This is a genomic window from Kutzneria viridogrisea DSM 43870, assembly GCF_000525635.1.
Classification (GTDB): domain Bacteria; phylum Actinomycetota; class Actinomycetes; order Mycobacteriales; family Pseudonocardiaceae; genus Kutzneria; species Kutzneria viridogrisea.
In genome coordinates, this window is record NZ_CP007155.1 from 1,277,664 (window position 1) to 1,296,964 (window position 19,301).

At 72.2% G+C, this 19,301-nt stretch carries 16 protein-coding genes; 10 read left to right on the plus strand and 6 right to left on the minus strand.

Annotated elements, in window-relative coordinates:
* Positions 1 to 14: 14 nt before the first annotated feature.
* Positions 15 to 1,292 (plus strand): sensor histidine kinase, encoded by a 1,278-nt coding sequence (locus KALB_RS05950; protein WP_025354808.1) that lies wholly within the window; start codon positions 15 to 17, stop codon positions 1,290 to 1,292.
* Here KALB_RS05950 and KALB_RS05955 read toward each other — a convergent pair.
* Complete coding sequence (locus KALB_RS05955; RefSeq protein ID WP_025354809.1) at positions 1,267 to 2,124, minus strand: SDR family oxidoreductase; 858 nt, start codon at positions 2,122 to 2,124, stop codon at positions 1,267 to 1,269. The two genes, KALB_RS05950 and KALB_RS05955, sit on opposite strands and share 26 nt — an antisense overlap.
* 46 nt (positions 2,125 to 2,170) lie before the next feature.
* The gene (locus tag KALB_RS05960) at positions 2,171 to 3,112 is read right to left on the minus strand and encodes a patatin-like phospholipase family protein (protein WP_025354810.1); all 942 of its coding nucleotides are present in this window, start codon (positions 3,110 to 3,112) and stop codon (positions 2,171 to 2,173) included.
* Positions 3,113 to 3,194: 82 nt separating this feature from the next.
* Between KALB_RS05960 and KALB_RS05965 the strand changes: the two genes are divergently transcribed.
* Entirely contained in the window at positions 3,195 to 3,791 is a 597-nt protein-coding gene (locus KALB_RS05965) for a TetR/AcrR family transcriptional regulator (RefSeq protein ID WP_025354811.1), read from the plus strand.
* 31 nt (positions 3,792 to 3,822) lie between these two features.
* Here the strand turns inward: KALB_RS05965 and KALB_RS05970 are convergent, their stop codons facing one another.
* Positions 3,823 to 4,905 carry an IS110 family RNA-guided transposase gene (locus tag KALB_RS05970; protein WP_025354812.1) on the minus strand — a complete coding sequence of 361 codons (1,083 nt, stop codon included), beginning with the start codon at positions 4,903 to 4,905 and terminating at the stop codon, positions 3,823 to 3,825.
* A 326-nt stretch (positions 4,906 to 5,231) separates the two neighbouring features.
* Positions 5,232 to 5,747: a DUF2165 domain-containing protein gene (locus tag KALB_RS05975; protein WP_025354813.1), complete on the minus strand. Its 516-nt coding sequence runs from the start codon at positions 5,745 to 5,747 to the stop codon at positions 5,232 to 5,234.
* Positions 5,748 to 5,833: 86 nt separating this feature from the next.
* Here KALB_RS05975 and KALB_RS05980 point away from each other — a divergent pair, with 86 nt between their 5' ends.
* Both KALB_RS05980 and KALB_RS05985 read left to right on the plus strand, forming a co-directional pair.
* Positions 5,834 to 6,580, plus strand: coding sequence for a glycosyltransferase family 2 protein (locus KALB_RS05980; protein ID WP_025354814.1), 747 nt, complete (start codon positions 5,834 to 5,836; stop codon positions 6,578 to 6,580).
* The gene (locus KALB_RS05985; RefSeq protein WP_025354815.1) at positions 6,580 to 7,344 is read left to right on the plus strand and encodes a glycosyltransferase family A protein; all 765 of its coding nucleotides are present in this window, start codon (positions 6,580 to 6,582) and stop codon (positions 7,342 to 7,344) included. The genes KALB_RS05980 and KALB_RS05985 overlap by 1 nt, the downstream gene beginning before the upstream one ends.
* Here KALB_RS05985 and KALB_RS05990 read toward each other — a convergent pair.
* Complete coding sequence (locus KALB_RS05990) at positions 7,323 to 11,354, minus strand: nSTAND1 domain-containing NTPase (protein ID WP_025354816.1); 4,032 nt, start codon at positions 11,352 to 11,354, stop codon at positions 7,323 to 7,325. The two genes, KALB_RS05985 and KALB_RS05990, sit on opposite strands and share 22 nt — an antisense overlap.
* A 354-nt stretch (positions 11,355 to 11,708) precedes the next feature.
* Between KALB_RS05990 and KALB_RS05995 the strand changes: the two genes are divergently transcribed.
* From KALB_RS05995 to KALB_RS06020, 6 genes are all read left to right on the plus strand, one after another.
* Positions 11,709 to 12,338 (plus strand): pyridoxamine 5'-phosphate oxidase family protein, encoded by a 630-nt coding sequence (locus KALB_RS05995; RefSeq protein WP_025354817.1) that lies wholly within the window; start codon positions 11,709 to 11,711, stop codon positions 12,336 to 12,338.
* Between the two features lie 190 nt (positions 12,339 to 12,528).
* The gene (locus KALB_RS06000) at positions 12,529 to 13,962 is read left to right on the plus strand and encodes an acyl-CoA carboxylase subunit beta (RefSeq protein ID WP_025354818.1); all 1,434 of its coding nucleotides are present in this window, start codon (positions 12,529 to 12,531) and stop codon (positions 13,960 to 13,962) included.
* Between the two features lie 27 nt (positions 13,963 to 13,989).
* Positions 13,990 to 14,736 carry a thioesterase II family protein gene (locus KALB_RS06005; RefSeq protein WP_025354819.1) on the plus strand — a complete coding sequence of 249 codons (747 nt, stop codon included), beginning with the start codon at positions 13,990 to 13,992 and terminating at the stop codon, positions 14,734 to 14,736.
* 318 nt (positions 14,737 to 15,054) lie between these two features.
* The gene (locus KALB_RS06010) at positions 15,055 to 15,723 is read left to right on the plus strand and encodes an ATP-binding cassette domain-containing protein (protein ID WP_158510717.1); all 669 of its coding nucleotides are present in this window, start codon (positions 15,055 to 15,057) and stop codon (positions 15,721 to 15,723) included.
* A 239-nt stretch (positions 15,724 to 15,962) separates the two neighbouring features.
* Positions 15,963 to 17,099 (plus strand): sensor histidine kinase, encoded by a 1,137-nt coding sequence (locus tag KALB_RS06015; RefSeq protein WP_025354821.1) that lies wholly within the window; start codon positions 15,963 to 15,965, stop codon positions 17,097 to 17,099.
* 5 nt (positions 17,100 to 17,104) lie between these two features.
* Positions 17,105 to 17,749 carry a response regulator transcription factor gene (locus KALB_RS06020; protein ID WP_025354822.1) on the plus strand — a complete coding sequence of 215 codons (645 nt, stop codon included), beginning with the start codon at positions 17,105 to 17,107 and terminating at the stop codon, positions 17,747 to 17,749.
* On the opposite strand, the gene KALB_RS06025 is transcribed toward KALB_RS06020, so the two are convergent.
* Positions 17,740 to 18,402 carry a 4'-phosphopantetheinyl transferase family protein gene (locus KALB_RS06025; RefSeq protein WP_025354823.1) on the minus strand — a complete coding sequence of 221 codons (663 nt, stop codon included), beginning with the start codon at positions 18,400 to 18,402 and terminating at the stop codon, positions 17,740 to 17,742. The two genes, KALB_RS06020 and KALB_RS06025, sit on opposite strands and share 10 nt — an antisense overlap.
* Between the last annotated feature and the right edge of the window lie 899 nt (positions 18,403 to 19,301).

Here is a 19,301-nt window from a genome sequence, read left to right on the forward strand (position 1 = left end):
GAGGAGAACCGGCCGTGACCACCACTGCGACGCGCCCGCTCACGGGACGGCCGGCACTGCTTGGACTGGCACTGTCGCTGGCGCTGCTCAGCCAACTCGGCATCGCCGTGTTCGTGTTCCAGGTGGTGTCGATCTCGCTGATCCCGGTCTGGATCGGCTTCCCGCTGCTGGCCGGGTCCATCGCGCTGTGCCGGTACTTCACCGACCTGCACCGCACCATCTCGGGCACCGTGCTCGGCCAGCCCATCCAGCGCCCCTACCTGCCGCTGCCCGAGGGCGGCTGGTTCGGCAAGATCCGCACCGTGTTCACCGACCCGGCGACCTGGCGCGACCTGTTGTGGTTGATCGTCAACGCCGTGACCGGCCTGGTCTCCGGTGTGACGGTGGTGTCCTTCCTCGCCGGTTCGCTGTTCTACCTCACGTTCCCGTTCTGGTGGCCGCTGTTCCACGCGGACGACATCGACCCGATGCTGCTGGGCGTCATCTCGATGAGCACCTTCGGCGAGTCCTTCCGCGCGGTGCCCGCCGGCATGATCCTGGTCGCGCTGTGGTGGTGGGGCGCCCCGAAGTTGTTGCGCGCCAACGCACACGTGGCCAAGTCCCTGTTGGCACCCACGGAGCGCACGCGCCTGGCGCTGCGCGTGCAGGAGCTGTCGGAGTCCCGCGCGGAGTCGGTGGACACCCACGCCGCCGAACTGCGCCGCATCGAGCGCGACCTGCACGACGGGGCGCAGGCCAGGCTGGTGGCGCTGGGCATGAGCCTGGGCATGGCCGAGGAGGCCGTCGCCGGGGACCCGGCCGCCGCCAGGGAGTTGCTCGCCGAGGCCAGGCAGTCCACCTCCAAGGCACTGTCCGAGCTGCGTGACCTGGTGCGCGGCATCCACCCACCGGTGCTGGCCGACCGCGGGCTGGACGGCGCGCTGCGGGCACTGGCCCTGGCCAACCCGCTGCCCGTGGAGGTCACCGGGGAACTGCCCGGCAGGCCGCAGGCCCCGGTGGAGTCGGCGGTGTACTTCGCGGTGGCCGAGGCGCTGGCGAACATGCTCAAGCACAGCGGGGCCACCACCGGCTGGATCCGGATGTCCTACGAGGACGGCAGGTTGGGCGTCTCCATCGGGGACGACGGCAAGGGCGGCGCCTCGATCACGCCGGGCGGTGGGCTGCACGGCATCGAGCGCAGGCTGGCCGCCTTCGACGGCACGCTGATGGTCACCAGCCCGGTCGGCGGCCCGACCACCCTGTTCGTCACCCTGCCCTGCGAACTGCTCACCGGTCCGCAGCCTGCTCAGTGATCCGCTGGACGTAGGCGGCGCGGGCCGCGGTGTCCGGGGTGAGCGCCCTGCCGGAGTTCAGCAGCCGGTGGGCCAGGCGCAGCACCGGTTCCGGGGTGAGCGCCGCCAGCGGTCCCACCGGCCGCACCCAGCCGGGCACCGACACCTCCGCCGCCCTGGTGCGCAGCGTGCGCACCACGGCGGCGGCCACGTCTTCCGGGTCCACCGTGGGCATGCCCGCACCGAGGTCGAAGCCCGAGGCCAGCTCGGTGCGCACCGCGCTGGGCAGCACGGCGCTCACGCTCACCCCGCTGCCCGCCAGTTCCGCGCGCACCGCCGAGCTCAGGCCCACCACGCCGAACTTCGTGCCGCAGTACACCGCCAGCCCGGGGATCGGCAGCTTGCCCGCCATGGACGCGATGTTGACCACGTGGCCGCGACCCCGCGTCACCATGCCGGGCACCGCCAGTTGCATGCCGTGGATCGGCCCGAGCAGGTTCACCTGCACCTGGGTGCGCGTGATCGCCTCGGGCTCGGCGAGAAAGGCCCCCGAGGGCATGATGCCCGCGTTGTTGACCAGCACGTCCACCGCACCGAGTTCGTTCGACACTTGGTTCAAGAAGTCGGCGAAGGACTGCCGCGAGGCCACGTCCACCGCGAAGGCGCGGGCCGACCGGCCGAGTTCGGTCAGCGCGGCGATGCCCGCGGGGCCGTCCAGGTCGCCGATCGCGACTTTCGCCCCGACTCGAGAAAAGGCCCGTGCCGTGGCGAGGCCGATGCCCCTGGCCCCTCCGGTGATCGCCACGATCGTGTCGGCGGGCCGCAGCGCCGGGTAGCGCCTGAACAGGCTCATCGCAGCACGTCGCTGGCGCTTCGCGTGGGCATCGTGCCGAATTCGCTCATCGCAGGACCACCTCGTTCCCGGTCAGTGCGGCGGCGACCGTGCGCCGCGCGGTCTGGAAGGTCGCCAGCCGCCGCCTCGGGTCCATCAGGTTCGGCCCCATCGCGGCCAGGTCCTCCGCGCACGGGTCCAGCCGCACCACCCTGGTTCCGGCCCGTTCCAGCGCCGCCACCTCCGTGTCCAGCCGGTGGTTCATGGCCCGGCGCAGCAGGCGTTCCACCCGGGCCGCCCCGCGAGCCGGTCCAGGCTCCGCCGAGGTCATCGGGGACAGCACGACCACCTCGTCCAGGCCCAGCGGCGCCACCAGGTCCGCCGAGGTCGGCGAGGCCACGCCGCCGTCCACGTAGTCCCTGCCGCCGATCCGGGTGGCGGGGAACCAGCCCGGCACCCCGTAGGAGGCGCGCACCGCGTCCCGCAGCGCCGCCGGTGGCGCGCCCGGTGCGCCGAAGGCCACCCGCTCGCCCGTGACGCGGTCGCAGGCCACCACCCACACCGCCGGGTGCGGCGCCCACTGGCCAACCGGCACCACCGCGTCGATCGCCTCGGCGAAGGCCGACAGATCGCCGCGACCACGGGGCAGCAGCCCGCTCAGCGCGGTCATCGGCGCCACGCGGTGACGCCGCCACGGCAGTCCGCGCGCGGCCAGCCCCAGCGAGCCAGGCACCGGGTACGGCACCGGGGGCAGCGCACCGCCGGTCGCCACGCCGTGCTCGAAGCGGACCGAGTCCTGCGCGCCATCTGCTTGCCACGCAACGAGTTCGTCCACGCTGACGCCTGCGGCCAGCAGGGAGACCAGCAGGCCGCCCGCTGAGGTGCCGACCAGTGCCCTGGCGAACCTCGGGTCCCAGTCCAGGTGTTCGCGCAACGCCGCCAGCGCGCCCACCGACCAGGCCGCGCCGAGCACCCCGCCCGCCCCGATGACCAGACCACGGCTCGTCACGGCGCCTCCCGGATACCGACGATATTCGAGTACCGAGAGAATCACGAGAGCGTCGGTTTGGTCAATACGTACGATGTCCGCCATGCCGAGGCTGACCAGGGAGGAGAGCAAGGCCCGCACCCGAGCCGCGCTCGTGGAGACCGCGCGCGGGCTGTTCCTCGCCGAGGGCTACCACCAGACCTCGCTGGAGCGAGTGGCCGAGGCCGCGGGGTTCTCCAAGGGAGCGGTCTACTCCAACTTCCGCAACAAGGAGGAGCTCTGCCTCGCCGTGCTGGACCAGATCCAGCGTCGCGAGTACGCCGAGCTGCTCGACGCGCTCGCCCCGCCAGGGGACTTCGAGAGCAAGCTGGCGGCGTTGCAGGTCTGGGCCGAGCGCGTGCTCGGCAGCCCGAGCTGGACCGTGCTCGGCGTGGCGGCCATCGCCGCCGCACACCTGTCCGACCAGCTGCGCGCCCAGCTCGCCCGGCGGGACGCCGCCTTCTGTCACGTCGTGACCGAACTGCTCCGCGCGCAGGAGGCCGCCGGTGCGATCACGCTCGCGCTGCCCGCCGAGGACCTCGCCCCGATCCTGCTCGCCGTCGGCACCGGCCTCGGCTTGCAGCGCTCGGTCAACCCCGACGCCAAGCCCAGCCTGCTCACCGACGCCGCCAGAGCCTTCGTGCGCCCGGCGATGTCCTGAAGGCGTGCCGTGAAGGATGCTCCTATAGAAGTCAAGTGGTGGTTGCGAGGTGGGTCATGTCTGTGGTCAGGGCGTGGAAGACCTCGCGGGTGACGTAGCGTTTGAGGCACCGGATGATGTGCCGTTTGGGCAGGCCCTCGGCGGTGCGTCGGGCGAGGTAGGCGCGGGTGCGGGGGCAGTGGCGCAGGCGGACGATGACCACGCGGTAGAGCGCGGCGTTGGCTTGGCGGTCACCGCCCCGGTTGAGGCGGTGACGGTCGCGGCGGCCGCTGCTGGCCGGGATGGGGGCGGTGCCGCACAGGTGGGCGAAGGCGGCGTCGGTGGTGATGCGGTGGGGGTTGTCCCCGGCGGTGATCAGCAGTTGTGCCGCGGTGTCGGGGCCGACTCCGGGCAGGGCGGTGGTGCGGGGCAGGACCCGGTCGAGCACGGCGGTGAGTTCGGCCTTGGCCTGGTCGATCTCGGTGGTCAGCCGGTGGATCCGGTGAGCCAGGCGGCGCAGCGCGGTCTTGGTGGCCGCGGTGGGGCAGGTCAGGTCGTGGGTGGGGCGGAGCCGGGCGCAGGTGGTGATCAGTGCCCGCCGGGGCAGGCCGGTCAGGTGTTCGCGCAGCGTGGTGGGGGCGGTGACGATCAGGCTGTCGAGCTGGTTGAGCGCGGCGGTGCGGGCTTTGACCGCGCTGGTGAGCACGGTGCGCAGGACGGCGGTGCTGGTGGCGGGGCCGGTGCTGGTTTTGGGGGTGGTGGTGGCCCTGCCGGACTGGACCGCGTGGGCGGCGTTGATCGCGTCCTGGGTATCGGTCTTGCCCTTGCGGCGGCGGGTGTGCCGGTCGGGCTGGTTGACCTCGATCACCTGGATGCCGTGGTCGGTGAGGTGGCTGGTGAGCCCGGTGCCGTAGGAATGGGTGCCTTCCACCCCGACCGCTTCCAGGGTGCCGAAGCCGGTCAGCCAGCGTGTCAGGGCGGTGTAGCCGGTGTGGGTGGCGGGGAAGGTCTGGGTGCCCAGGAGTTGGCCCAGGGCGTTGAGCGCGGCGGCGGTGTGGGTGTCTTTGTGGGTGTCGACTCCGCCGGTCACCAGGTCTGTGTGGCTGGTGTCGACGGGGGTGTGCTGGTCGGTCATTCTGGTCTCTGCCATCCCTGTGTGGGGTTCGGGGTGGCACGCACCGGGCCGGTGGGGTGGACGGCACAGTGATGGGTGTCCTGCTGGCACAGGCTCCTATCAGGTCACATCCCCTGGTCTGGTGACGTGCGTGGAGGGCGAGCACGGGGGTCGGCGGATCCCTCACAAGACAGCCCACCCCCGCAGGGGGCCGGCGTCAGTGGCTTTCCGGGACAGACTCCCCACGCTCGCCATCCACACACATCATCACTGTGGCTTTCACTGCGTTGAACGCAGCGAAAGGCACTTTCGCAGCACGTCTCGGCGATGCCGCGAAGGTGTGCCCCTCAGGACACCGCTGCGGATTCGGCCTCGCGCCTGCTGCCGAGCAGGTGCACCAGCACCAGGCCCAACCCGGAGATGATCACGTGCGGCAGCGCGGAGGCGATGCCGTTCCACTTCGAGGACTGCCACATCTGGAAGTACTCACCGCCGATGGCCATGAACCCGCCCGCGAACAGCGCGAGCTCCATCAGCCAGCCCAGCGCGGACAGCTTGGGCGCGACCGGGCTGCGGCGCAGCCAGGCCACCAGCCCGGCGAGCAGCACCAGCGCGGCGAGCGCCTCCCAGGCGATGATCAGCACGTAGCCGGTGGTGACCAGTCCGGGGCTGGTGATCGCGCGCCACATCATGGCCGGGGACTTGAAGGTGGTGTCCATGGCGAACACGTGTTCCACGAAGGCGTGGTTGGTCTCGTAGTCGGTGAGGTTGCCGAACGCGATCAGACCGAGGTGCACGGTGCTGATCGCGGTGAGCACCGCCACGGCCAAGCGCAGGCTGCCGAGCCCGGAAAGAACACGCATGGCGGGTACTCTACGCAGGGAGTTCGTGACTGCGAGGCAGTTTGAGCAGGGGATTCCACTAGTGCCGTCCGAACGGGAGCGAACCGATGCCGCTGTTCTCCGTGCTGACCGCGGCCATCGGGCAGTGGGCCGAGTACGTGGAGCTGGCCGGTGAGAGCCTGGCCGCGCAGCGGCTGCCCGAGGGCTGGCAGTTGGAGTGGGTCGTGCAGGAGGACGGGGACGAGCCGGTGCTGGCCGAGGTGGTCGGCCGCTTCGAGTTCGCCCGCTACCAGGCCAACGGCCAGCAGTTGGGCACGACGAGCACGCGCAACCTCGGGCTGACCAGGGTGTCCGGTGAACTGACCCACGTGTTCGACTGCGACGACCTGCTGCTGCCGGACGCACTGGCCACGGCCCTGGCGGCCTTCGAGCGGCACCCGGAGATCCACTGGTTCGCCGGTCAGGCGGACAACCTGATGCCCGATGGCAGCCGGGTGGCCTTCGACCCGATCTCGCCGACCGGCCCGGTCGCGCCGGGTGCGGTCAACGACTACCTGCTCAGCACCGACCGCGCCCCGTTCCTGCCGAACACCCTGGCCGTGCGCACCACCACGCTGCGCGCTCTCGGCGGCTGGTCGGCCACCCCCAACGGGGAGGACACCATGGTGCTGGCCGCACTGGGCGAGCTGACCCCCGGCTACTACGCCCCCGAGGTGACCTGGCTGTACCGCCAGCACGAACGACAGACCAGCCGCACGCAGGTGTGGGCGAACCGGTTGCCGGTGGCCCTGGACATGGTGCGCCAGCGCATCGCCGCGCTGCGCGAGCTGGGACTGCGGCTCGGGTCCGACTGATGCCGGTGCTCTCGGTGCTGACCGCGGCCCACGCCGGACGCGGCCCGCTGCTGGCGGCGGCCGGGGAAAGCCTTGCCGCGCAACAACTCCCGATCGGCTGGCGGTTGGAGTGGGTTGTCCAGGAGGACGGTCCGAGCCCGCACCTGGCCGAGGTCCTCGGGCAGTTCGTGTTCGCCCGGCTGTGGACCAACAACGGCCAGCTCGGCATCGCCATGACCCGCAACCTGGCGCTGACCAGGGTGTCCGGCGAGCTCGTGCACGTGCTGGACTCCGACGACCTGCTGCTGCCGGGCGCGCTCGCCACGGCGCTGGCGGCCTTCGAGCGGCACCCAGAGATCCACTGGGTGGCGGCGCAGGCCGACGACCTGATGCCCGACGGCACGCGAGTGCCCTACCCGCTGGCCTTCCGCACCGGCTACGTGCGGGCAGGTGAGATCAACACGTTCACCGCCGAGCACGACGAGCCGCCGATCTCCTGCGCCGGGCTGACCGCGCGCACGGCCACGCTGCGCGCGCTCGGCGGGTACGCGGCCAACCCCTGCTCCGAGGACGTGGCCCTGTTCACGGCGATGGCCGAGCTGACCCCCGGCTGGATCACCCCGGAGATCACCTGGCTGATCCGCCAGCACGAGCGGCGCACCACGCGCGGCGAGGGCTGGCGACGGCTGCGCGCGGCCTCGGTGGCCATGGTGCACCAACGCCTGGCCGCCCAGCGCTCGGTCGGCCTGCGACTGGGCGCGGCTCAGCCGCAGGGCGGGTTGTAGGCCAGCTGTGGCAGGTGCAGGTGCCACACCTGCTCGGTCAGCACACCGCGGGTGACCGCGCAGATCCGGCTCTCCGCGTGCGCGGGGTCCAGGTCCCACAGCCGCACGGCCTTGTCCTCGCCGAAGCTGGCCACGGTGCCGCCGCCCGGGCTGAGGGCCACCGTGTAGTACGTGCCGGGCCGGGCGGCCAGCGAGGAGCCGATCGGCGCGGGAGCGGCCGGGTTCGACACGTCCCACAGCCGGATCGACTGGTCACCGGAGCCGGTGGCCAGCACGTGCCCGTCAGCGCTGAACGACAGCGAGGGGATGCCCTTGGTGTAGCCGTCCAGCGAGGGGCCCAGCGGCCGCAACCGGGTCGGGTCGGTCACGTCCCACAGCCGCACCTGCTTGTCCTCGCCGCCGGTGGCCAGCACCCGGCCGTCCGGGGACAGCGCGAAAGCCAGCACCCCGCCGCCGTGTGCCCGCATCGAGGGGCCACGCGGGTGGGGGTGCGTCGGGTCGCTGAGGTCCCAGGCCTGGATGTCGTTGGCCGCGTACCCGGTGAACAGGGTGCGGCTGTCGCTGCTGAAGGCCGCGGCGTAGATGTAGCCGTGCCTGCTGGGCATGGGGGCGCCGACCTTCCTCGGCGCGGTGCGGTCGCTGATGTCCCACAGCTGCACGTTGGCGTCGTCCACGTCGGCGGCCAGCAGGCGACCGTCCGGGCTGAGCGCCAGCGAGGAGGAGTACCGGGTGCCGAGCGGGATCGGCGGGGCCCAGCGCGTGGGGTGCACGGGGTCGGTGAGGTTCCACAGCTGGAGCTGCTTGTCGGAGGTGGTCGCCGCGAGCAGGCGGCCGTCCCGGCTGAAGGCCAGCTTGTCGGCCCCGCCCGCGCCGGTGGCCAGCGGCGGGCCCAGCGGCTTGGGGTCCCGCTGGTCGCTGGTGTCCCACAGCCCCACGGTGCCGTCCGGCGAGCCGGTGGCCAGCAGCTTGCCACCCGGCTGGTACACGATCGGGCCGGGGCCCCGGCCGTGCCGCACCAGCACCTGCTCGGGCAGCGACCACAGCCGCACCGTGCCCTCGTTGGCCCCGACCGCCAGCAGGCTGTCGTCGGGGTTGAAGCCCACGGCGAACTGGCTGGAGCCCGAGGCCAGTGCGGGGCCGAGCTGCTCGGGTTCGGTCGGGTCGGCGATGTTCCACAGCCGGGCGGCGCCGTCGGACCCCGAGCTGGCCAGCACCGGCTCGGTACTGGCGAAGGCCACCGACCAGACGGGACCCGCGCCCGGGGCCAGCGGCAGGCCCAGTGCGCCGACCTGGCCCGGGTTGGTCACGTCGAACAGCCGGATCGTGCCGTCCTCGCAGCCGCTGGCCAGCATCCGGCCGTCCCTGCTGAAGGCGACCGAGTGCACGGTGCCGCCGAACCCGCCGATCGGCTCCCCGATCTTGACCGGGTTCGCGGGATCGCGCACGTCCCACAGCTGCACGGACTTGTCGTCCCCGCCGGCGGCCAGCAGGTGGCCGTCCGGGCTGAACGCCACCGAGCGCACCGGGGTGGTCCTGCTGCCGAACGGCGGGCTGTAGGCCACCGCGTGCGCCGGGTCGCGCACGTCCCACAGCCGCACGTCGTGGAACTCGTCGGCGCTGGCCAGCGTGTGCCCGTCCGGGCTGAAGGCCACCAGGTAGATCGTGCCGTCCGTGCCGCCCAGCGGCTGCCCCAGTTCGCGGGGGTGCGCCGGGTCTGAGACGTCGAACAGCCGGATCAGGTGGTTGTCCCCGGCGGCGGCCAGCACCGTGCCGTCCGGGCTGAACACCGCGGAGCTGACCCAGCTGCTGAACCCGGTGATCGGCTCACCGATCGGGGTGGGCGCGGAACGGTCGGTCACGTCCCACAGCCGCACCGTGTTGTCGTAGCTGGCGGTGGCCAGCACCTTGCCGTTCGGGCTGAACGTGGTCAGGTACACCGCGCCCCGGTGCGCCGCCAGGGTGCTGGACAGCGGGGTGAACTGGGTGGACAGCACCCGGCTGCGCACGGCCTGGTCCTCGGGGCGCAGTCGGCGGGCCACCAGGTCCAGCTGGGCCGACAGCGAGGGGTCGGTGGCGGCCAGCCGGTCGGCCTCGGCCACCACCTGGGCGTACTGCGCCTCATCGCGCTGCTGCTGGGCCACCGCCGCCATGGTCGCCGCGAACAGGGCGAACACCACCAGCAGCAGCACCGCGCTGCGGGTGAACCACTTCATCCGCCTGCGGTGCCGGGCCGAGGAGCCCAGGAAGTCGCGGCCCACGGCGCTGAGCGCGGCGGCCCCCGCCTGCTGGGACCACTGCAACGCGGTCTCCAGCCGCCCACCCCGGTACAGCAGGGAGTTGTCCCTGTTCTCGGCGTCCCAGCCCGCCGAGTCCTCCTCGATCCGCTGCCGCAGCACGTTGCCCGCGCGGTCGCGGTCGATCCAGCCGCGCAACCGGGGCCAGGCCTGCAACAGCGCCTCGTGGGTGATCTCCACCGACTCGGCGTCCAGGGTCACCAGCCGGGCCCTGGCCAGTACCTCCAGCGCCGACTCCGCGGGCCGGGGACTGACCGCCTGGCCGATCACCTCCTGGCGGGTGGACCTGCGCCGGGTGTCCTGGCTGTCCTGGCCGACGTGCACCAGCCGCAGCAGCACCAGGCGGGCCGCCTCCTGCCCGGCCCTGTCCAGGTCGGCCCAGGCCCGTTCGGCGGTGGCGGCCACCGCGCCCTGGATGCCGCCCGCCGCCCGGTACCCGGCCACGGTCAGCCGGCCGCCCTGCCTGCGCTGCCAGGTGGCCAGCAGGGCGTGCGACAGCAGCGGCAGCGCGCCCGCGTCGTAGGCCCCCTGACCGGCCCGGACCCGCCCGCGCCCGGTGCTCACGCCCAGGTCCCGCAGCATCAGGTCGACCAGCCCGCTCTCCAGTTGCAGGCCGACCGCCCGCGCCGGGCGGGCCACCGCCTCCCGCAGCTCGGCCGAGGTCATCGCGCCCAGCACCATCTGGCGCTCCTGCAACGCCTCGGCCAGCACCGGGTAGTCCAGGCAGCGGCCGTAGAAGTCCGCGCGCACGCCCAGCACCACCAGGGCGGGCGCCACCCCGCCGGGCACCGCCGCCGTGCTCGCCGCGTGCAGCAGCTCCACGTAGGCCCGCCGCTCGGCCTCGTCCTGGGCCAGCGTGAAGGTCTCCTCGAACTGGTCGACCACCAGCACCGGCCGTGGGCCACCGGGGCAGGTCCGCGCGCCGAAGGCTGTCAGTGCCTCGCGCACACCGCTGGTGAACCGTTCGTCTGTGGTGAACCCCTCCTCCCCGTCCTCGGCCGTCGAACCCAGTACCGCCCCCAGCTCGGGCACCGCCCTGGCCAGCTCCTTGACCGGGTCCGCGGTGGGCGTCACCAGCACCACCGCCCGCCCGGACCCGCCCTCGGTCAGCGCGGGCAGCAACCCCGCCCGCAGCAGCGAGGACTTGCCCGCACCCGAGGCGCCGACCAGCACCACGATGCCGCCGGTGTCCGAGGCCGCGCCGAGCCGGGCCACCAGCGCCGAGGTGCTGCGCTCCCGGCCGAAGAACCACCGCGTGTCCTCCTGCCGGAACACCGCGAGTCCACGGTAGGGGCAGGCACTGACATCCTCGGCGGGCTCCTCGGCGGGCGGCGGCTGCACCTCGGGCCCGGCAGCCTTACCGGCCTCGGCCACGGCCGGACTGGCCAGGGCCTGCTCCCACAGGACCCGCCAGTCGTCCAGGTCGTACAGGCCGTCCAGCACGGGTTGGGCGCGCAGCTTGCGGGCCTCGCCGACGAGCACCTCCAGCACCACGGCCAGCGCCGAGAACCGGGCGGGCACGTTGCGGCCGCGCCGCCAGTCGCTGACCCGCTGGGCGGGCACCCGCAGCGGCCTGCCCCGCTCGTCGACCCTGCGCGCCCTGGCCACCGACTCGGTCACCCGCTTGAGGGGTGGGTCGCCCGCCTCGGCGTAGAGCAGCGCGAACCGCTCCGCGAACATCCCGCGAGGACCCTTGCCGGGAGCGGGAGTACCCATCGGCTGGCCTGCCGTCCTTCCTGCGAACCTGGTGCGCGGATCCGGACCGGAAAACTCCGGAACTACAGCTGATCAGGCATTTTACGGGCTCCGGACGGGCCCGTCGGGTGGGGTCCCCGCCGGTCGTTGACATCATCTCTGCGTGCCGCGGGGACAGCGTCGAGGTGGGGAAACCGGAGCCGGAACGGCGGCACGAGACGGCCTGGAGTCCAGTAGCTTCTGAGGAACAGAGGGGTTTCCTCAGCAGAGGGTTCCCGGTCGTCAGGAGGGGGCCACCGGGGGGAGGAAGACCCGCGGCGCGGCGGGTCCTCCCCCTGTGTAGTGCCCGCTCGACAAGAGGGGGCGGTGGCACTCGTGGACACAACCGGACTGGTCGAGATCACCACGCGCGACGAGCTGGAGAGCGTGGTGGGCCTGCCGATCAAGCGGGTGGCCGAGAAGGGCCGTGACCACCTGCACGAGGTGGACCGCGCCTGGCTGGCGCACTCGCCGTTCTGCCTGGTCGCCACCTCCGCCGCGGACGGCAGCTGCGACGTGTCCCCGAAGGGCGATCCGCCCGGGTTCACCCTGGTGCTCGACGAGCGCACGATCGTGCTGCCCGAGCGTCCCGGCAACCGCAGGGCCGACGGCTTCCACAACCTGCTGACCAACCCGCACATCGGCCTGATCTACCTGCTGCCCGGCCGCGGGGACACGCTGCGCGTCAACGGCCGGGCCAGGCTGCTGCGCGAGGCCCCGTTCTTCGACCGGATGGTGGTCAAGGGGCACCGGCCCGAGCTGGCGGTGCTGGTGGAGATCGAGGAGGTCTTCCACCACTGCGCGAAGGCGTTCCTGCGGTCGGCCCTGTGGCGGCCGGAGACCTGGGGTGCCGGACAGGTGCCCAGCCGTGCGGTCATCGCCAAGCTGCTGGAGCGGCCCGAGGACTCGCTGGCCGAACTGGAGTCCTACTACGGCCCCGACTACGCGTCGAAGCTGTACGGCTGATTTTGGGAATTCACTCGAAACCTGACCGCATCTCTTGACAGTCATATTGGGCCGATAAGACATTCGTAGGGGCTCCCACGTGCGAAGATAGGGGTTGTTGACCCCTGCCGTGCTGGTTAGCCTCGCATTGTTTCTGCCGGTCTGGAACAGCTGCCCGAATGCTGTTTCTCATCCTGAAGGGGTGGGATGGATGACTGTCCTCGCTGGTCAACCGGAGGTCACCGGCGAACTGGACCCGCGTGATCCACTCGCCCGGCTGGGACAGTTGCTCGACGTGGGGTCCATCGAGGACCTCAAGCCGCGCGACTCCAGCACCATTCACGTGGTGCGCGGGCGTATCGACGGCAGCCCGGTGATCGCGTACTGCTCGGACGCCACCCGGGTGGGCGGCGCGCTGGGCTGGGGCGACGCCATGCACATCGTGGACGCGATCAACCGGGCGGTGCACGACCGCGTGCCGGTGATCGGCGTCTGGCACTCCGGAGGGGCCAAGCTCACCGAGGGCGTGCTGTCCATGGACGGGGTGGGCCAGATGTTCGCGGCCATGACCCGTGCCTCGGGCAAGGTGCCGCAGATCTCCGTGGTGCTCGGGCCCGCCGCCGGTGCCGCCGCCTACGGTCCCGCGCTGACCGACCTGGTGATCATGTCGGAGACCGGGCGCATGTTCGTGACCGGCCCGGACGTGGTCCGCACGGTCACCGGCGAGGAGATCGACATGCCCGGCCTCGGCGGTGTCGAGGCGCACGGCAAGCGCTCCGGGGTGGTGCACGTGACCACCGCCACCGAGCAGGAGGCGTTCACCAGGACCCGGCGCATCGTGGGCATGTTCGCCCGGCCCGGCGTGTTCGACCTGAAGGACGCCGCGGACACCGGCACCGACCTGTCCGCGCTGCTGCCGGACAACCCGCGCCGCGCCTACGACGTGCGCGTGCTGCTGCGGGAACTGCTCGACACCGACATCAACGGGGTGGTCTTCGAGGAGCTCCAGGCCAAGTGGGCGGCCAACGTGGTGATCGGCCTGGGCCGCCTCGCCGGGCGCACCGTGGGCGTCATCGCGAACAACCCGATGCGCAAGGGCGGCTGCCTGGACTCGCTGTCGGCGGAGAAGGCGGCCCGCTTCGTGCGGCTGTGCGACAGCTTCGGCATCCCGCTGGCCGTGGTCGTGGACGTGCCCGGCTACCTGCCCGGGGTCGGCCAGGAGTGGGGCGGGGTCATCCGGCGCGGCGCCAAGCTGCTCTACGCCTTCGCCGAGGCCGTGGTCCCCAGGGTGACGCTGGTGACCCGCAAGTCCTACGGCGGGGCCTACATCGCGATGAACTCCCGCTCGCTGGGCGCCACCACGGTGCTGGCCTGGCCCGCGGCCGAGGTGGCCGTGATGGGCGCCGAGGCGGCGGTGGGCATCCTGCACCGCAAGAAGCTCGCGGCCGTGCCAGAGTCGGAGCGTGAGGCGCTGCGCGCCGAGCTGATCGCCGAGCACACCCGCATCGCGGGCGGGGTGGAGCGCGGCATGGAGATCGGCGTGATCGACGAGGTGATCGAGCCCGCGCAGACCAGGCACCGGCTGGCCGAGGCGCTGGCGACCGCGCCAGCGGGCCGGGGCCACCACGGCAACATCCCGCTCTGACCGCCGATCAAGAGGAAAACCACAGCCATGACCACCCAACTGGACAGCGGCCTGTGGCTGCGCAGGTACCACCCCGCCGAGCCGGGCGCGGTGCGCCTGGTCTGCCTGCCGCACGCGGGCGGCTCGGCCAGCTTCTTCTTCCCGGTGTCCAAGGCACTGGCGCCGAAGCTGGACGTGATCTCCGTGCAGTACCCGGGCCGCCAGGACCGCAGGGCCGACCCCTGCATCGACTCCATCGCGGAGCTGGCCGACCGGGTGTACGAGGAGCTGGTCCCGCAGACCGAGCAGCCCTTCGCCTTCTTCGGCCACAGCATGGGCGCGACCCTGGCCTTCGAGGTGGCGCTGCGGCTGGAGCAGCGGCTGGGCCGCGTGCCGGTGGCCCTGTTCGCCTCGGGCAGGCGAGCGCCCTCGGCGCACCGCGAGGAGTTCGTGCACCTGCGCGACGACGACGGGCTGGTGGCCGAGCTCAAGCAGCTCAGCGGCACCGACTCGAAGGTGCTCGGCGACGAGGAGGTGCTGCGCATGGTGCTGCCCGCCATCCGCGGCGACTACAAGGCCGCCGAGACCTACCGCTACCAGCCGGGGCCCAAGCTGAGCTGCCCGGTCACGGTGCTGGTTGGCGACGCGGACCCGAAGGTGGACCTGGCCGAGGCGCGGGCCTGGCAGGAGCACACCACCGGGGACTTCGAGCTGAAGGTCTACCCGGGCGGGCACTTCTACCTGGCCTCCCGCCAGGCCGAGGTGCTCGGCGTGATCTCCGCCCAGCTGGGCTGAGTGGGCCGTTCGGGCCGCCCCGCCTAGACGAAAGTCGCTGCGGGGCGTCCCTCGTCGCACTTTGGTCAGCCATATCGCCGACCTTCGTGGACTGGCGCGGCAACGGTCCCCGGCGATTGAATCCGCTGCATGCGGAAATGTGCCGGGGCTATGCCGGTTCGCGTGAACCTCAGTTCCGTGAACCGGCGTGTACTGGCTCGTCTCATGCAACCCCCCGCATCCCTGGCAGGTCGGTGCGCGGTCCGCACCCGCGGGGGGCACGACGCAGAACGGACTTTGCGCGCTGTGGGGGAACGCGATCCGAACGGCGGTGTGGCCGTGATCCGGCCGGCCCTGGTGCTGTCCAGGGTGCTGCACCGCTACGACGGGACCACCGCGGTGGAGCACCTCACGCTGAGCGTGCCGACCCGGTCCCTGTACGGGCTGCTCGGCCCCCGCGGCGCGGGCAAGAGCACCGTGCTGGACATCGCCGCCGGGCTGCGCCAGCCCACCTCGGGCCGGGTCCGGGTCTTCGGCGTCGACCCGTCCAGCGACCCCACCGCGGTGACCGGGCTGGTCGGCTCCTCCCCGAGGCGCACCCCGGAACTGGCCGCGCTGACCGCCCGTGAGCTGCTGGTCCGCGCGGGCACCCGGCGCGGGCTGGAGGCCGAGGTTGCCGCCAGGCACGCCCAGGAGCTGCTGCACGCCTTCGCGCTCGGCGAGGTCGCCGACCGGGTGATCGCGGACAGCCCGGCGGGCACCTGGCAGCGCCTTGCGGTGGCCGCCGCGATGCCGCACTTCCCGCGCCTGCTGGTGCTGGACGATCCCTTCGCCGGTGCGGGCGCGCACGACGTGGAGATCATCACGACCCTGCTGCGCCGGTACGTCTCGGCGGGCCGGACCGTGCTGCTGGCCACCGACTCGCGGGCACTTGCCGAGCGGACCTGCACGCACCTGGCCGTGCTGGACCGGGGCAGGCTGACCGGGCAGCGAATCCTGCCCGCCTGAGCGCGTCACCCGCGAGGACCGGGGTGAGGATCGTCATGGTCACGCAACAGGGGGATGGATAGGGGTTGTGTACCCGATCGGGTGGACATAGTGTCTGCGGCAACGCACCGCGAGGGCAGCGACTCAAAATCGCCAGCCGGGCGGACCGGGTACCGACTCAAAATCGGACATCCGGCAGAACGGGTGGACTCCGCGGAGTCCACCCGTTCTTCGTTGCCAGCCCACTACGCTGACCGGTTGTGCGGCAGTCCTCCCGGTGGTGGCCCACCTCGCTCTGGTTCACCATGTGGGCGCTGGGCACCGCGTTCCTCGCGGGCACGCTGGCCACCGCGCGGGTGGGGGACCGATACTGGCTGTGGATCGGCTACGGGCTGTGCGCCGTGCTCTGGCTCGTCTTCGTGCTGGGCGACAACCGCGCCCCGCTGGTGGCCAGGTCGGCGCTCGTGGCCAACGCCCTGCTGGCCGCCGCGCTGATCGGACCGGCGCCGGAGGGCACGCCGGTGATCCTGGCCTGCCTGGGCATGACGGCCTTCGCCTCGCTGGCGGAGATCCGCCTGCCGGTGATCGTCCTGCTGCTGCTCACCGTGCTGGCGGTGACCACCCTGAGCTGGTGGACCAGCACTCAGGAGCTGGAGTCGCTGGTGGCCGACCTGGCCGCGCTGGTGATCGTCGCGCTGCTCGGGCTCAACCGCAGGCTGTACCTGGTGCAGGTGCGGCAGAGCCGGGAACTGGTGGAGCAGACGCGCCTGGCGCAGGCCGAGCACGCCCGCGCCGCGGCACTGGACGAACGCGCGCGCATCGCCAGGGAACTACACGACGTGCTGGCCCACTCGCTGGGCGCGCTGACCGTGCAGCTGGAGGTCGCCGAGGCCGTGCTCAGCGAGCGCGGGGACGTCGAGGCGGCGCGCAAGCTGGTGCTCCGTTCGCGCAAGCTCGCGGTGCAGGGGCTGGTCGAGGCGCGCAGCGCGGTGACCGCGTTGCGCGAGGACGTGCCCGCGCTGGCCGAGGCCCTGGCCGAGAAGGTCGCCGAGCACGGCCGTGACCACGGGGTGCGCGCCGGGTTCACCACCGTGGGCCCGGAGCGCGCGATCGGCTCACCGGCCGCGGTCGCACTGCTGCGCACGGCCCGTGAGGCGCTGACCAACGCCGCCAGGCACGCCCCCGGCGCGGCGGTCGAGGTGCGGCTGAGCTTCCTGGACGGCCTGCTCCGGTTGGAGGTCGGCAACGACCCGCCCGCGCGGGCGCCCGAGGCCGAGCCGGGTGGGCACGGGCTGGTCGGTATGCGGGAACGGCTCACCCTGGCCGGCGGCACGCTGACCACCGGGCCGCGTGCGGGCGGTACCGGCTGGCTGGTCACGGCGGAGGTGCCCGGATGATCGAGTTGATCAAGGTGCTCGTGGTGGACGACCAGCAGCTCATCCGCGAGGGACTGGTCGCGCTGCTGGAGCTGCTGGCCGACGTCCAGGTGCTGGGCACCGCCGCGGACGGGGAGCAGGCGCTGCGCCTGGTCGCGCAGGAGCGGCCGGACGTGGTGCTGATGGACCTGCGCATGCCGGTGCTGGACGGGGTGGCGGCAACCGGGCTGCTGGCCAAGCGGTACCCGGAGGTGGCCGTGGTGGTGCTGACCACCTACGCCGACGACGAGTCGATCAGCGCGGCCCTGCTGGCCGGGGCGCGCGGCTACCTGACCAAGGACGCGGGCCGGGTGGAGATCGCGGCGGCGGTGCGCTCGGCGGCGGCCGGGCAGTCCACCTTCGACGCCGAGGTCTCGCGCCGGCTGGTCGCCGCGCTGGCCGCGCCGCGACCGGCACCGAAGCGGCCCGCGCCGGACGGGCTGACCGCCCGCGAGGCGGAGGTGCTCACGCTGATCGCGCAGGGCCTGAGCAACGGGCAGATCGCCGAGCGGTTGGTGATCGGCGAGACCACCGTCAAGACGCACATCAACAACGCGTTCGCCAAGATCGGCGCCCGCAGCCGGGGCGAGGCGATCCGCTACGCCTACCGGGAGGGCCTGGCTCAGGACTGAGCCGGGACCGCGATCGCGGTCTGCACCAGGCCGCCGCGCACCTGCCAGCGCCCGGCGAACCCGGTCAGCTCGCGGCCCGCCACCCGCGGCCCCGGCACCAGCAGCCGCGCGGTGAACGTGCCGTCCTCGGGGTCCACCAGCAGGCTGGCCTCCTCGAAGCCCAGCATCCTGCGGGCCAGCGGGAACCAGGCCTTGTACACGCTCTCCTTGGCGCTGAACAGCAGCCGGTCCCAGTGCACGCTCCGGTCGGCGGCGGCCAACCGGCGCAGCCACATCCGCTCCTCGGGCAGGGACACCGCGTCCAGCACGCCCTCGGGCAGCGGCTCGTTCGGTTCGGCGTCCACCCCGACCGTGCGCAGGTCGCGCGCGTGGGCCAGCACGGCGGCCCGGTAGCCCGCGCAGTGCGTGATGCTGCCCACCACACCCTCGGGCCACTGCGGGGCGCCGCGGTCCCCGGGCAGCACGGGGCTGGCGGGCAGGCCGAGTTCGGCCATCGCCTTGCGCGCGCACAACCTCGCGGTGGTGAATTCCCGGCGGCGCTTGTCCACGCTGGCGCCCAGCACGGCCAGCTCCTCGGCGAACAGCTCGCCCTGCTCGGAGTCGTCGAACGCTTCCGCGCAGGCGACCTCGGCGGGCAGTATGTCCTCGATCACGATTGCTCCATGCATCGGCTCGGACTTCGACGCTATTGCGTGTGGATCACGACACGCAACCGGCAAAGTCGAGGCGCGTACCCCTGTCGGACGCTTGCGATTCACACTGGGTTGAATTCACATTCCGAGAAAGCGTGACTGGTCATACCATGCTCTCTCGTGAGCGGCAAGAGTCCTTGACGTTTCATGGATGTTTCGGCGCACGGCGAGGTTCGGGCAAGAGTCCCGCACATTTCCTTGACATGTCGGCCCGGTTGTGAGTGGACCTCGTCCAGGTGGCTGCGGCCATTCAGTCCAACGTACTGGGGCATGAGCACCACGAGTGCTGCTCCGGTTGCGCATGGAGACCGGTCACACGTGACTTCACCGCGTGTGCACGTGCCCGTCCGTGCGCTCCCGGGTGTGTGGCGGGGCATTGTCCGATTGGCATCGATCTGCCCGGGATTTGACTACGTCACGCAGTGGTCCAACCGCCACCGGTGATCGACAACCTGGGCCATGTCTGATTTTGTCACAGGTGCTGAGCTGTGTCTTTGCTCATTGCTTGGCGAGGCGTCATCACCCGATCACCTGTGGTGATTATTACTTTGCGTGTCCAAACGCAGGTACGGACTGGGCCGGGTGGCCCTTGCGACCGGTGCCTGGGCGGGTACCGACGGTGTATGCGAGGGCAGTGTTTTACGGCCCTGCCCGCCGTAGCCGGTTGCGGGCTATCTGGTCGGTCGATAAATTAGCCCCGGACCGCATTGGTGTGCTGCCTGGGGACGGCTGGGGGTTCCCGGTGGCCGCGGCCGGGGTTGCCGGTGTCGCCGCGTGTCGGTGTTCACCTGCCCTGGCTGTCGGCCGCTCAGGGACCGTGTCGGTCGCGACCCTGGCTTGCCGGGGGGTGAGGACACTGC

Bases quoted from the DNA above. Each gene is read 5' to 3' on its own strand.
- KALB_RS05985 (WP_025354815.1), top strand. From the start codon at position 6,580: ATGCCGGTGCTCTCGGTGCTGACCGCGGCCCACGCCGGACGCGGCCCG.
- KALB_RS06005 (WP_025354819.1), top strand. From the start codon at position 13,990: ATGACCACCCAACTGGACAGCGGCCTGTGGCTGCGCAGGTACCACCCC.
- KALB_RS05965 (WP_025354811.1), top strand. From the start codon at position 3,195: ATGCCGAGGCTGACCAGGGAGGAGAGCAAGGCCCGCACCCGAGCCGCG.
- KALB_RS05990 (WP_025354816.1), bottom strand. From the start codon at position 11,354: ATGGGTACTCCCGCTCCCGGCAAGGGTCCTCGCGGGATGTTCGCGGAG.
- KALB_RS05955 (WP_025354809.1), bottom strand. From the start codon at position 2,124: ATGAGCCTGTTCAGGCGCTACCCGGCGCTGCGGCCCGCCGACACGATC.
- KALB_RS05970 (WP_025354812.1), bottom strand. From the start codon at position 4,905: ATGACCGACCAGCACACCCCCGTCGACACCAGCCACACAGACCTGGTG.
- KALB_RS05980 (WP_025354814.1), top strand. From the start codon at position 5,834: ATGCCGCTGTTCTCCGTGCTGACCGCGGCCATCGGGCAGTGGGCCGAG.
- KALB_RS06000 (WP_025354818.1), top strand. From the start codon at position 12,529: ATGACTGTCCTCGCTGGTCAACCGGAGGTCACCGGCGAACTGGACCCG.
- KALB_RS05975 (WP_025354813.1), bottom strand. From the start codon at position 5,747: ATGCGTGTTCTTTCCGGGCTCGGCAGCCTGCGCTTGGCCGTGGCGGTG.